A 13,401-nucleotide genomic window follows, 5' to 3' on the forward strand; every position below is an offset into this window, starting at 1 on the left:
CTTTATTAACGGAAGCTTAAGCGGTCGCGCCGACCGACAGAGCCTTCACACGAGCTGCGAGGCGCGAGACCTTGCGGGATGCCGTGTTGGCGTGCAGGACGCCCTTGCTTGCTGCGCGGGCCAGTTCCGGCTGCGCGGCCTGGAAAGCTTCCTTGGCCTTGGCAGCATCGCCAGCTGCGAGTGCTTCTTCGACCTGACGAACGAACGTGCGAACGCGCGAGCGACGAGCCTTGTTGACGTCGGTACGGCTGGCGATCTTGCGGGTCGCTTTTTTCGCCGAAGTTGTATTGGCCATGGATGCCTCTCTCAAGAATTCGAACAAATTCCGCTACCGCCGCGGGCCTTGCAGCCACTTCCTACACAGCAATGCGGGAGTATTATCGGGAAACCGGACTGGCTTCCCGAACCTTGGGCGGGCATATAACCCTAAAGCCGACCGGCGTCAACGCGCATTTTCAAGGAACCGTCGCCTTTTCTCTTCAGGGCTCAGCGGTTCTTGAAGGCGGGTTTACGCTTTTCGATGAAGGCTGTCATCCCTTCCTTCTGATCTTCCGTCGCGAAGAGACTGTGGAACAGGCGGCGCTCGAAGCGCAGGCCTTCCTCCAGCGTCGTCTCCAGAGCGCGGTTGACGGCCTCCTTGGCCATCAGCACCGAGGGGCGCGAGAGCGAGGCGATCTTGGCCGCGGCCTCCAGCGCTTCATCGAGCAGACGATCGGCGGGCACCACACGCGATACCAACCCTGCCCGTTCCGCTTCCGCCGCATCCATCATGCGGCCTGTGAGCACCATGTCCATCGCCTTGGCCTTGCCGACGGCGCGCGTCAGGCGCTGGGAGCCGCCCATGCCGGGGATGACGCCGAGCGTGATTTCCGGCTGGCCGAACTTGGCGGTCTCCGACGCGATGATGAAGTCGCAGATCATGGCGAGCTCGCAGCCTCCGCCGAGCGCGAAGCCGCTGACGGCGGCGATGACGGGTTTGCGCACCTTGGCGACATCGTCCCAGCCGCCGAGGAAATTACGACGATAGACATCGGCGAAGTCGAGCGGCTGCATTTCCTTGATATCGGCACCGGCGGCGAAGGCACGCTCGGAGCCGGTCAGGACGATGGCGCCGATGGCGTCGTCGACCTCGAATGCGGCGTAAGCCTGCAACAGTTCCTTCAGCACCGTCGAGTTCAAGGCGTTGAGCGCCTGCGGGCGGTTCAACGTGATCAGGCCCACGGCGCCACGGGTTTCGACGATCAGCGTTTCATAAGACATGCGTTCCTCCCGGTCGGGCCAATGCCCAGGCTATTTTTGACAGGTGGGGCAATAGAAGGTGGAGCGCCCGGCCTGAACGATGCGGGCGATGGTACCGCCGCAATCGGGCGTCCGGCAAGGCTGCCTTTCGCGATCATAGACGGAGAAGGAGTGCTGGAAATAGCCGAGCGAGCCATCCGTCTGGATATGATCACGCAGCGACGAGCCGCCCGCCTTGATGGCGTCGGCGATGACGTCGCGGATCGAGGAGACCAGCAGGTCGAGCTGCTTTGTAGGCTTGCCGGTCGGCGTCACCAGCGTGGACGAAGCGCGCGTCGGCTTCAGGTGCGAGCGCCACAGCGCCTCGCACACATATATATTGCCGAGGCCGGCAATGTTCTTCTGGTCGAGCAGCGCGCTCTTCAGCGGCTGCGCCTTGCCCTTGAAGCGCTCGGCCAGATAGGCGGCGCTCAGCGCATTGCCTGTCGGCTCCGGGCCGAGCCCATAGAGAAAGGGATTGATGTCGAGCGCGGTGCGATCGGCCATATCCATGAAGCCGAAGCGGCGCGGGTCATTATAGATGACGCGGCTAACGCCCGACGGCCCCTCCAGATGGAAGATCACGTGATCGTGCTTTTCATCCTTGGAGCGCGGAAGATGGAAATCGCCCGGCGTTTCGGAGATGGGGGTTTCGGCGATCGGGCCGGCCTCGATGCGGAAGGAGCCGGACATGCCGAGATGGGCGATGATGGTGGCACCGCTATCGAGATCGATCAGCAGATATTTGGCGCGGCGGCCGAGAGAGACGATGGTGCGGCCGGATGCCTTTTCGCCGAAGGCCTCAGGAAACGGGAAGCGAAGATCCCCTCGCCTGAGCTCCAATTTGACGATGCGCGCGCCCTCCATGGTGGGCGCGAGGCCGCGTTTGACGGTTTCGACTTCTGGCAATTCCGGCATCTTAACCCATCTATATCGAACATGTTTCAACCGCCCGCGATGTGCGCTATAGCGCCATGGTGTCGCGGACCGGACCGTTGCCCACAGATAGCGTTGCCTGCCTGATTTCGCTATGGTCGCCGCGTTGATTTAAGAGATTGGAGTATTCGATGTCAGACAGCCGCACCTCCGCCGACGGCGGCATGGAAACATCATACGGCTTCCGCGAAGTTTCAGGCGGCGAAAAGCAGGGCCTCGTCAACGAAGTCTTCCATAAGGTCGCCAAGCGCTACGACATCATGAACGACGTCATGTCGGTCGGCATGCACCGCGTCTGGAAGGATGCGATGATCGCGGCGCTGAACCCGCGCAAGGAGCCCGGCTACAAGACACTCGACGTGGCCGGCGGCACGGGCGATATCGCATTCCGCATCATCGAAGCCTCGAACCGGATGGCGCACTCGACCGTGCTCGACATCAACGGATCGATGCTTGCAGTCGGCGCCGAGCGCGCGGCCAAGAAGAAGCTCTCCGACAACCTGACCTTCGTCGAGGCGAATGCCGAGGAACTGCCCTTCGAGGCCAACAGCTTCGACGCCTATACGATCGCCTTCGGCATCCGCAACGTGCCGCGCATCGACGTGGCGCTCAGCGAAGCCTACCGGGTGTTGAAGCGCGGCGGCCGGCTCCTAGTGCTCGAGTTCTCCGAAGTCGACATGCCTTTGCTCGACCGCGTCTATGAAAGCTGGTCGTTCAACGCCATTCCGAAGTTCGGCAAGGCGATCACCGGCGATGCCGAGCCCTACCAGTATCTGGTCGAATCCATCCGCAAGTTCCCCAACCAGGAGAACTTCGCGGCGATGATCCGCAATGCCGGCTTCTCGCGCGTCAGCTACACTAATTATACCGGCGGGATCGCGGCCCTTCACTCCGGCTGGAAGCTTTAAGCCGGAATGAGCACGCAAATCGTTCCTCCCTCATTCCTGTGCTCGTCACAGGAATCCAGCGCACTCCCGTCCGGGAGTGCGAGAGACACTTTTACGCGACATGTTTCCCTCACGGCGCAGACGCGCCGTGGCTGGATTCCTGTGACAAGCACAGGAATGAGGGCAGAGATTGCTTCAACGCCGGCTATAGGCTTGAGCGTATGAGCACTGTTTCGGCATATTTCCAGCTCTGGCGGGTTGGTTGGATTCTCGTGCGCGAGGGCGTCGTCTCGGCGCTGCCTTCCGACGAGCTTCCGCCATCGGTCGCGGCTGCCAAGTCCTTCGTCGGCATGTTTGCGCGCAAGCGCGCCAAGACCCAGAAGCGCAGCGATCGGCTCTCCAAGGCCGTCGAGCGGCTGGGGCCTTCCTATGTGAAGATCGGCCAGTTCCTGGCGACGCGTCCCGACGTCGTCGGCGTCGAGTTCGCCGACGACCTGTCGCAGCTGCAGGACCGGATGGCCTTCTTCCCCGATGCAGCCGCCAAGGCCAATATCGAGGGCTCGCTCGGCCGGCCGGTAGATGAGCTTTACGTCAGCTTCGGCGAGCCGATCGCCGCAGCCTCGATCGCGCAGGTGCATCCGGCCGAGGTGATGACGCCGCAGGGACGCAAGAAGGTTGCCGTCAAGGTGGTGCGCCCCGGCGTGCGCCAGCGCTTCACCCACGATCTCGAGGCGATGTATCTCGTCGCCCATCTGCAGGAGCGCTTCATGCCCTCCAGCCGGCGCCTGAAGCCGGTTGAGGTGACGAAGACGCTGGAGCAGACGACCAAGGTCGAGATGGATCTCCGGCTCGAGGCGGCAGCGCTTTCGGAGATCGCCGAGAACACCCAGAACGATCCGGGCTTCCGCGTTCCGACCGTCGACTGGGAACGCACCGGACGCGACGTCATCACCATGGAGTGGATCGACGGCGTCAAGATGTCCGATGTCGAGGGCCTGAAGGCCGCCGGCCACGATCTCAATGCGCTGGCCGACACGCTGATCCAGTCCTTCCTGCGCCATACGCTGCGCGACGGCTTCTTCCATGCCGACATGCATCCGGGCAATCTCTTCGTTGATCCCAAGGGCATGATCGTCGCCGTCGACATGGGCATCGTCGGGCGTCTCGGAAAGAAGGAGCGCCGCTTCCTCGCCGAAATCCTCTATGGCTTCATCACCCGCGATTATATCCGCGTCGCCGAGGTGCATTTCGAGGCGGGCTACGTGCCCGGCCACCACAATGTCGAGAGCTTCGCGCAGGCGATCCGGGCGATCGGCGAACCGATCCACGGGCAGCCGGCCGAGACGATCTCGATGGGCAAGCTGCTGACGCTGCTGTTCGAGGTGACCGAGCTGTTCGACATGGCGGCGCGGCCCGAGCTGGTGATGCTGCAGAAGACCATGGTCGTGGTCGAGGGCGTGGCGCGCATCCTCAACCCGCGCTTCAACATGTGGAAGGCATCCGAACCCGTCGTCGGCGAATGGATCCGCAACAATCTCGGACCGAAGCGGATCGCGACCGATATCAAGGACGGGCTGAAGGCTGCTGTGAAGCTTGCCGAAGCGGCACCCGAGATCGCCGCCAAGACCGAGAAGTTCCACCACGAACTGCTGAGGATGAGCGAGAATGGCCTGCGCTTCGACGCCGAGACGGCCGAGGCGATCGGCAAGTCGGAAGCCCGCCACAGCCGCTCCGGTCGCTGGGCACTCTGGCTGATCGCGCTGACGCTTGTTTATATCGCCTGGGTGGTTAGCTGAGCGCTCCCGTGCGCCCGCATCTAGCTAGAAAGCCCGCCTTGCCGCGGGCTTTTTCTATGTTTGCTATCGACGCGACAGCCTTGCGGCGGCGAGTGCCGCGACCATGCCGATCGCCAGCAGTGTCAGCGTGAACATGACAACCGCATTCCAGCCATCGGCACCCCAGAAATAGCCGCCGACGGAGCCGGCGACGCTGGAGCCGATGTAGTAGGACAAGAGATAAAGCGACGAGGCGTGGCCCTTGGTGCCTTTGGCCAATCGTCCGACCAGCGCGCTTGCGACAGAGTGGGCGACGAAGAAGCCGGAGGTCAGGAGCACGATGCCCAGGATGATCAGCGGCAGCGAGGCCGAGAGCGTCAGCGCCACGCCGATCGCCGACAGGGCGATGCCAGAAGGCAGCACGACGAAGTGGCCGAAGCGGTCTCCAAGCAGGCCGGCGATCCAGGAGGCGGCGATGCCGAAGATATAGACCGTGAAGATCAGGCCGAGCTCGGTCTGGTTCAGATTGTAGGGCGCTTCGACGAGGCGGAAGCCGATATAATTATAGACCGTGACGAAGGTGCCCATGGCGAGGAAGCCGATGGCGAACAGGAAGGGCAGCGCTGGGCTCCTGATATGGCCGGCCCAGGCACCGAGGTGGAAGCGGGCGTTGAAGCCCTTGCGCGGCGTGAAATTGCGCGAGGCGGGCAGGAGCAGGAAGAAACCGATGGCCGCCGCAAGGCCGATGGCGCCCAGCGTGCCGAGCGCGATGCGCCAGGAGAAGAACTCGGCCAGCGTGCCGGTAACCACACGGCCGGCCATGCCGCCGAAGGCGTTGCCGGCGATGTAGAGGCCCATGGAGGCGCCAAGGCCGCGGGGATCGATCTCCTCCGAGAGATAGGCCATGGCGACGGCGGGGACGCCGCCAAGCAGCAGGCCTTCAAGCGCGCGAATGACCAGCAGCGCATGCCAGCTCGGGACCAGCGCGCAGGCGATCGTGCAGAGGGCAGCACCGAGCAGCGAGGCGAACATCAGGCTGCGGCGGCGGAAGCTTTCGGAGACGGCGGCGGCGCAGAAGATGGCGAAGGCGAGCAGGCCCGTCGACAGCGACAGAGAGAGCGAGCTTGCGGCCGGGCTGATGCCGAAGTCGCTGGCGAAGATCGGCATCAGCGGCTGGACGCAATAGAGCAGCGAGAAGGTGGCGAAGCCCGAGAGGAACAGCGCGATGCTTGCGCGCTTGTAGGCCGGGGTGCCGCGCAGCAGGAACTGCTTTTCCTGCGCTTCGCTTCCCTGCTGTTGGGAGGCGGCATTCTCGATGACGGTGAGATGAGGACGGGAGGGAATTTCCGAGGGGACGGACTGCTTGTCTGCGGCGCGCGGCATTGAGGACCAACCTTTCACGCCCTTTGATCTAGCCAACCGACCATCATTTTTCCAATATATGAAACTGGCTTTCTTGATAGGTTTTGGAGATACTGATGGAGCTGCGCCATATCCGCTATTTCCTTGCGGTGGCCGAGGAGCGGAATTTCACCCGCGCCGCCGCCAAGCTCGGTATCGGCCAGCCGCCGCTCAGCCAGCAGATCCGCGATCTCGAAAACGAGATCGGGGCGGCGCTGTTTCACCGCGTGCCGCATGGCGCGGAACTGACCGAGGCGGGATCGGCGTTTCTGCCGGAGGCACGCGCTGCGATTGCTTCCGCCGAAAAAGCGAAGCTGGCCGCCCAGCGGGCGACGCGCGGTGAGACCGGGCGGCTGGCGCTTGGTTTCACCGCGTCTTCGGCCTTCAACACCGCCGTCAGCGGCACGATCCGCCGGTTTCGCGGGCAATGGCCGGATGTTAGCCTGTCGCTCACCGAGATGAACAGCAACTGGCTGATGGAAAAGCTGATGCGGCAGGAGATCGACGCCGCCTTCATCCGGCCCGGGCTGGAAGACCCGAGAGATGTGCACCTGAAGCGGCTGGCGGACGAACCGATGTTGATCGCGCTCCCGGCGCACCATCCGCTGGCGAAGCTGAAGACCGTGCCGCTCTCCGCACTCTCTGGCGAGCCGTTCATTCTCTTCCCCCGCACCGTTGGGCTCAGCCTCTACGACGATATCGTGCGCGGCTGCCGGGATGCCGGTTTCGAGCTTGTCGTGACGCAGGAGGCGCCGCAGATCCCGTCCGTCATCAATCTGGTCGCCGCCGATCTCGGCGTGTCGATCGTACCGGGCTCGCTCGCGCATCTGAAACTCGACGGCGTCGCCTACCGGCCGATCGAGGGACCGCCTTTGGTGGCGCGGCTTGGGCTGGCGATGTTGAAGGCGCGGCGGTCGCGTGTCGTCGGCAATCTAATGAGCCTGATCTGATCCGCCTTGCCTGATCAACCAGCGGGGTCCCAATAGGGCGGATCGCCGAAGGTCTTGCGCAGATGATCGGCGACGGCGCGCAGCTTGGCCGAGGGATTGCGACCTTCGGGATGAGCCATGTAGATGAACTCGGCTTCCGGCTTGTAGCCGACGTCGATCTCGCTCAGCAGCCCCTCGCTCACCGCCGGGCCGGCGATGAAGGCGGGGAGCAGTGCGATGCCGAGGCCGGCCACCGCCGCATCGCGGATCATGTCGCCATTGTTCATGCCGAGCACCTGGCTGGCGCGCACGACGATGGCGCCATCGGGCGTCTGGAAGCGCCAGTCAGAGACGCCGCGGTTGGTGTAGAAAATGCCCTTGTGGCCATCGAGATCATTGAGCGTCTTCGGCGTGCCGTATCGTTCAAGATAATCGGGAGACGCGACCAGCAGACGACGGCTGCGGCTGAGCTTCCAGACGACGAGGCGGGAATCGACGATCGGCCCGTTGCGGACGATGGCGTCATAGCCCTCCGATGAAACGTCGACGCGGCGGTCGTCGATATCGAGCACCAGCTGGATCTCCGGGTGCTTGGCCAGAAACGGATAGAGCGCCGGGCCGAGATGCATGCGGCCGAAGGTGACGGGGGCGGCGATCCTGAGCGGCCCGGAGAGCGTGCCGCGCCGCTCGGCCATCTCGGCCGTGGCATCCTCGATCTCGCGGACAATGCGGGCAGCGCGCTCGAGAAAGGCGGTGCCGTCCTCGGTGAGCGTCAGCTTGCGGGTGGTGCGGTGGAGCAGCATGCCGCCCAGCGAGCGCTCCAGTTCGGCCAGCCTTTCGCTGACCACCGATTTCGACAGGCGAAGGCGCCGCGCCGCCTCGCTGACCGAGCCGGATTCCACCACCGACACGAATGCCGTTATTCCCTCAATCCTGATCATCGTTCGGCATTTCCGAATTCGAGTTCCGCTATTTGGAGACTAATCCGAACAAAAGGAAAATGCCATCTTCCACTCATCGAACGGGGCGGCAAACGCCACCCCAACCCAAAAAGGAGATGGAAGAATGAACCGCTTGAATGGAAAAGTCGCCATCGTCACCGGTGCCAGCGCCGGCATCGGCCGCGCAACGGCCAAGCTCTTTGCCGCCGAAGGCGCCAAGGTCGTGGTCGGTGCCCGCCGCCAGGCCGAGCTGGACAGCCTGGTCGAGGAGATCAAGGCCGCCGGCGGAGACGCTGTCGCCGTTGCCGGTGACGTGCGCTCGGAAGATTATCACAAGGCGCTGGTCGCCGCCGCCGTCGAACGCTACGGCAAGCTCGACATCGCCTTCAACAATGCCGGTATCCTCGGCGAAGCCGGCCCGAGCACGGGCGTTTCGGAAGCCGGGTTCACCGAGGCGGTGACGATCAACCTGACGGCCTCCTTCCTCGCAGCCAAGCACCAGATCGGCCAGATGGAGAAGAACGGCGGCGGCTCGGTGATCTTCACCTCGACCTTCGTCGGCTACAGCTTCGCCTTCCCCGGTGTGGCAGCCTATGCCGCCAGCAAGGCCGGCCTGATCGGCCTGACGCAGGCGCTGGCCGCCGAATACGGCCCGAAGAACGTGCGCGTTAACTCGGTGCTTCCAGGTGCCGTCGATACCGACATGTATCGCGAGATGAACGACACGCCGGACAAGCAGGGCTTCGTCACCAACCTGCACGCGCTGAAGCGCGTGGCAACGCCTGACGAACTGGCCCGCTCGGTGCTCTACCTCGCCTCGGACGACTCGAGCTTCGTGACCGGCACGGCCTCGCTGGTCGATGGCGGCGCCTCGATCACCCGCACCTGATACGCATACTCGCCCGATCACCTTCGCCTTTCGGAGGGGGTGATCGTAACCGGACAGCAAGGCATTCTGCCGACCGCCCCCCAACAACACATCATGGGCAAGCAGCCCATCCCACAAGGATATCAATCCATGTCACGCCTTCAGAACAAGACTGCCCTCATCACCGGCGGCACCAGCGGCATCGGCCTTGAAACCGCCCGCCAGTTCATCGCCGAAGGCGCCCGCGTCGCCGTCACCGGCAGCAGCGCCAACAGCGTCGCAGCCGCCCGCGCCGAACTCGGCGACAAGGCGATCGTCATCCAGGCCGATGCCGGCAATGTCGCCGGGCAGCAGGTCGTTGCCGAAGCCATCAAGAACGCCTTCGGCCATCTCGACATCCTCTTCGTCAATGCCGGCGTGGCCGAGTTCGGCCCGGTGGAGCAGTGGAGCGAGGCCGCCTTCGACAAGTCGATCGCGATCAACGTCAAGGGTCCGTTCTTCCTGATCCAGGCGCTGCTGCCGATCTTCTCCAAGCAGGCCGCGATCGTGCTCAACACCTCGATCAACGCGCATATCGGCATGCCGAACTCCAGCGTCTATTCGCTGACCAAGGGCGCGCTGCTGACGCTCGCCAAGACGCTGTCTGGCGAGTTGATCGGTCGCGGAATCCGCGTCAACGCCGTCAGCCCCGGCCCGATCGCCACGCCGCTCTACAGCAAGCTCGGCGCATCGGAAGCGGATTCGAAGGCGATGGCCGATCATATCCAGTCGCAGATCCCGGTCGGCCGCTTCGGCGACGCCGCCGAAGTCGCCAAGACCGTGATCTTCCTCGCCTCCGACGAGGCCGCCTATATCGTCGGCAGCGAACTCGTCATCGATGGCGGGATGAGCAATCTATGACATCGAGTATCAAGCTCGCATGGAAGGCCGCGGGTGTTTCGTCCGCGGCCTTTCGTTCGTGTCAGGCGGCTTCGACCAGCCGGCGAATGGCTGTCTCCAGCGTGGTCGTTCCGATTTCGGGCTGACCTTCGAAGCAGATCCAACCCTCGTTGAAGCCATCGATCATGCGGATGCGTGGTGTGGGGTTAAGCATCCCCTGCCCCTTGAACAGCTCCTCCCAGCTGTCGCGCGCGACGATTTCCGCGCCGACCGGCTTGCCGAGAACCTTGGAGAAGGCGGCGGCGATGTCGGGGGGCGTCACCTTCTCCGGCCCCTGCAGCTCGACGATGCGCTTGCCGGTCCAGTTCTCCCGCAACAGTGACGCGGCCCTTTCGCCGACATCGGCGACCGAGACCATCGGATAGGCCTGGTCGAGCGGCTGGAGAAAGCTTGCGATGACGCCAGCTTTGCGCGCGGCCGCCACATCCCATGCGGCGTTCTCCATGAACCAGGCGGCGCGGAGGAAGGCGATCGGTAGCGGCAGGGTCGAGAGTTCCCGCTCGACGAGGCCCAGCTGGCTGAGAAGGTTCGGCTCTTCGGCCTGCGCGCCGATGGTGGAGAGGCAGACGACCCTTTCCGGTCGCGCCCGCAACAGCGCCGTCTTTAATGCGTCAATGACGGCGCGGACTTCCGGGAAGCCGGGTGTCGGGTCGAAGGTCGGCGGGATCAGCAGGAAGACGCCCTCCGCACCGGTGAAGGCGGCGGTCAGCGCATCGGCATCAGTCATTTCGGCAAGCGCCTGTTCGGCGCCCTTGTCGCGCCAAGCCTTGCCTTTCTCGGCGTTGCGAAGGATGGCGCGGACCGGCAAACCGGCCTGCAGCAGCTGCGTGGCGACGATGCCGCCGACCTGTCCGGTTACTCCTGTAATGGCGAACATTGGAAACTCCTTTGGTTCAGTTTTCCGTCCGCCCGCAAAATGATCCTTTCCGATCTTTGATTGAAGTGTGCATATGTCATGGTATTGGTGACTAAAAATCACGGATGGATCGATGTTCGACGGACGATTGCTGAACGGGGTGAGCGTGCTGGCCGCCGTGATCGAAAGCGGCAGCTTCGCGCGGGCAGCAGATGCGATGGGCCTATCTCCGTCAGGCGTCAGCCGCGCCATTGCCCGGCTGGAAGGCCGCATCGGTCTGCGGCTACTGGACCGCACCACCCGCACCATGCGCCTGACCGACGACGGCGCCCGCTTCTACGAGCAGGTGGCGCCGCTGCTGAGCGGTATCGAGGAAGCTGCGATGGCGGCCTCGGGCGTGGCGCAATCGGTGCGCGGGCGGCTCAGGGTAAATGTCGATCCGTATTTCTCGCGGCTGGTTCTGGGGCCCAGGCTCGGCGCGTTTCTCGATCTCTATCCCGAGCTGCAGATCGAGATCATAACCCGCAACGAGATCGGCGATCTGGTGGCAGACGGCATGGACGTGGCGGTGCGCTTCGGCGATCCCTCGCAGACCACGCTGATCTCGCGGCTACTGATGCGTACGCGGGTGATCACCATCGCAGCACCCGCCTATCTCGCCAAGCATGGGCGGCCAACGGCGCCCGGCGATCTTGCCGACCACACCTGCATCCAGTTCCGGGATTCACTCACCGGGCGTCCCTTCGAATGGGAATTGCGGCGTGGCGCCGAGGTCGTGCCGATCGAGACGCGCGGGCGCATTCTCGTCAACGACGCAGGCACGACGCTCGCCACCTGCCTTGCCGGGATCGGCATCGCGCAGGTGTTTTCGCTTGGGATGCAGGACTATCTGGAAAGCGGCCAGCTGATCGACCTGTTTCCTGACTGGCCCGACGAGACATTTCCTCTCTACGCCTTCTATCCCTCGCGCCAGCATGTGCCGGCGAAGGTCAGGGCGTTCATCGATTTCTGTGTCGGGATCGTTCAGGAGTAAGTGTGAGGAGGCATCGAAGATGCCTCCTCACGGCTTTCAGATCGATCGGCGGCGGCGGGTTCTCACGTAGATCCAGTCGAGCGCCAGCATCACGACGAGCGACAGGCCGACCAGCGGGAAGATGATGCCACCGATGGCGAGGATGGCGATCAGACCGCGAAACACCCGCTTATCCGCCGGCATGGGCGGGACGCCCAGCGAACCTGCCGGGCGGCGCTTCCACCACATGACGCCGGCGGATATGGCGAGCAGCGCGATGCCGATGCAGGCGGCGAGCAGGACGAGCTGGTTCGCCAGTCCGAACTCCTGCCCCATATGGACGTTGATGCTCCACTCCAGCGCCTTGCCGAGCGGGCCGTAATCGGCGTAGCTCATGTCGATCAGCGGTTTTCCCGTGAATTGATCGAGATGGACGACGCGCTGCTCGGCGAGATTGTCAGGATAGACGGAGCCGGTGTAGACGCCCATTGCATCCACGGGGATATTGACGGCATAGCCGCGATGCAGGCCGAGGCGGTCGAAAGTGGCGACGGCTTCATCGAGGTTGATCGGCATCGCGCCATGCTGATGGCCCGGGGATTGCGGCACCTGCGCCTGCTCGAGCGACCATGTGGTCTTGGCGATATGGTCGACATGTTCATCCGACATGGGGACGGCGACGCGCACGCCGGCCGGATAGCCAAAATTGTTTCCGTTCGCCCACTCGTTGACCTTGGCGCCCCAGACGCCGGACCACGGCATGCCCGTGACGGCGAGGAAGACGATGAAGCCGCCGACGAAAAGGCCGAGGACCGCATGGGTGTCGCGCCAGAAGACGCGCTTGCGTGGCGTGCCGCGAATGCTGAGCACGCCGCCGGTCTGCTTGCGCGGCCACCAGAGATAGATGCCGGTGCCGACAAGCAGGATCGCCCAGCCGGCCGTAATCTCGATCAGCGAGCGGGTGACGGAGCCGAAATATTTGAGGCTGTGGAGATAGCGCACCGTCCACATGATCGTGCCGCGATCGGGCAGCGCGCCGAGCACCTTGCCGCTGTAGGGATCGACATAGACGGCGATATTGCCCTCGGCCGCGGTGTTGATCGTGATCTCCGCCGATGCGCCGGGGTCGACGGGATCGGTGAACTTGACTGCGGTGCCCGGATGGGCGGCAAGGGCGGCGTCCACCATCGCGGATGGCGGTCGCGTTGCCTGCTCGCTGATTGCCACGCGCTTCAGATCAGCATGGACGACATTGTCGATCTCGTCCTTGAAGAGATAGAGCGCACCGGTGACGGCAAGCGAAAGCATGAAGGGCAGGACGAGAAGACCCGCGTAGAAATGCCAGCGCCAGACGGCGCGGTAGAGATCGGACGGGGAACGCACGGCAGCGCTCGCGCTTTCCCGACCGATGGTGAAGTCGGACATGATATGTCTCCAATGAAAGAATACAAGGGATAAAACACCAGCGTTGGCGGCGTTTCCTTGGGTTCTGGTTGTGTTTTGACCGGCGTTGGCGCCGATCGGCAAAGTCTTTTTTTCCGCAGGACAAAGGTGTCCTTCGGTTCTCGAACCATTCTCC

The 13,401-nt window shown here is 63.7% G+C and carries 13 protein-coding genes; 6 read left to right on the forward strand and 7 right to left on the reverse strand.

All coding sequences use genetic code 11. From position 1 onward, the window contains the following. Positions 1-16: 16 nt before the first annotated feature. From rpsT to mutM, 3 genes are all read right to left on the reverse strand, one after another. Positions 17-295, reverse strand: a complete 279-nt coding sequence (gene rpsT, locus AC1DOG_RS09095; RefSeq protein WP_018898162.1) for a 30S ribosomal protein S20 — start codon at positions 293-295, stop codon at positions 17-19. 191 nt (positions 296-486) lie between these two features. Further along, the gene (locus AC1DOG_RS09100; RefSeq protein ID WP_477927431.1) at positions 487-1,260 is read right to left on the reverse strand and encodes an enoyl-CoA hydratase; all 774 of its coding nucleotides are present in this window, start codon (positions 1,258-1,260) and stop codon (positions 487-489) included. 30 nt (positions 1,261-1,290) lie between these two features. Continuing rightward, complete coding sequence (mutM, locus tag AC1DOG_RS09105) at positions 1,291-2,196, reverse strand: bifunctional DNA-formamidopyrimidine glycosylase/DNA-(apurinic or apyrimidinic site) lyase (RefSeq protein ID WP_477927432.1); 906 nt, start codon at positions 2,194-2,196, stop codon at positions 1,291-1,293. A 149-nt stretch (positions 2,197-2,345) separates the two neighbouring features. Between mutM and ubiE the strand changes: the two genes are divergently transcribed. Beyond that, positions 2,346-3,122, forward strand: a complete 777-nt coding sequence (ubiE, locus tag AC1DOG_RS09110) for a bifunctional demethylmenaquinone methyltransferase/2-methoxy-6-polyprenyl-1,4-benzoquinol methylase UbiE (RefSeq protein WP_047507000.1) — start codon at positions 2,346-2,348, stop codon at positions 3,120-3,122. A 200-nt stretch (positions 3,123-3,322) separates the two neighbouring features. Then, on the forward strand, positions 3,323-4,897 hold the full coding sequence (gene ubiB, locus AC1DOG_RS09115; protein ID WP_113010967.1) for a 2-polyprenylphenol 6-hydroxylase: 1,575 nt from the start codon (positions 3,323-3,325) through the stop codon (positions 4,895-4,897). A 63-nt stretch (positions 4,898-4,960) separates the two neighbouring features. Here ubiB and AC1DOG_RS09120 read toward each other — a convergent pair whose 3' ends face one another. Next, complete coding sequence (locus AC1DOG_RS09120; RefSeq protein WP_477927433.1) at positions 4,961-6,259, reverse strand: MFS transporter; 1,299 nt, start codon at positions 6,257-6,259, stop codon at positions 4,961-4,963. A 95-nt stretch (positions 6,260-6,354) separates the two neighbouring features. Here AC1DOG_RS09120 and AC1DOG_RS09125 point away from each other — a divergent pair, with 95 nt between their 5' ends. After that, entirely contained in the window at positions 6,355-7,227 is an 873-nt protein-coding gene (locus AC1DOG_RS09125; protein ID WP_477927434.1) for a LysR family transcriptional regulator, read from the forward strand. Between the two features lie 14 nt (positions 7,228-7,241). Here AC1DOG_RS09125 and AC1DOG_RS09130 read toward each other — a convergent pair whose 3' ends face one another. Beyond that, entirely contained in the window at positions 7,242-8,147 is a 906-nt protein-coding gene (locus tag AC1DOG_RS09130) for a LysR family transcriptional regulator (protein ID WP_477927435.1), read from the reverse strand. 124 nt (positions 8,148-8,271) lie between these two features. Between AC1DOG_RS09130 and AC1DOG_RS09135 the strand changes: the two genes are divergently transcribed. Next, positions 8,272-9,036, forward strand: a complete 765-nt coding sequence (locus tag AC1DOG_RS09135; RefSeq protein ID WP_477927436.1) for an SDR family oxidoreductase — start codon at positions 8,272-8,274, stop codon at positions 9,034-9,036. 129 nt (positions 9,037-9,165) lie between these two features. Further along, a complete protein-coding gene (locus AC1DOG_RS09140) occupies positions 9,166-9,915 on the forward strand; it encodes an SDR family oxidoreductase (protein ID WP_477927437.1) in 750 nt (249 codons plus the stop codon). Between the two features lie 61 nt (positions 9,916-9,976). On the opposite strand, the gene AC1DOG_RS09145 is transcribed toward AC1DOG_RS09140, so the two are convergent. After that, positions 9,977-10,831: an NmrA family NAD(P)-binding protein gene (locus tag AC1DOG_RS09145; protein ID WP_477927438.1), complete on the reverse strand. Its 855-nt coding sequence runs from the start codon at positions 10,829-10,831 to the stop codon at positions 9,977-9,979. Positions 10,832-10,943: 112 nt separating this feature from the next. Here AC1DOG_RS09145 and AC1DOG_RS09150 point away from each other — a divergent pair, with 112 nt between their 5' ends. Then, on the forward strand, positions 10,944-11,843 hold the full coding sequence (locus AC1DOG_RS09150) for a LysR family transcriptional regulator (RefSeq protein ID WP_477927439.1): 900 nt from the start codon (positions 10,944-10,946) through the stop codon (positions 11,841-11,843). A 36-nt stretch (positions 11,844-11,879) separates the two neighbouring features. Here AC1DOG_RS09150 and AC1DOG_RS09155 read toward each other — a convergent pair whose 3' ends face one another. Further along, positions 11,880-13,247, reverse strand: a complete 1,368-nt coding sequence (locus AC1DOG_RS09155) for a PepSY-associated TM helix domain-containing protein (RefSeq protein ID WP_477927440.1) — start codon at positions 13,245-13,247, stop codon at positions 11,880-11,882. Positions 13,248-13,401: the final 154 nt, after the last annotated feature.

This window comes from Rhizobium sp. 01N48, from assembly GCF_056399145.1.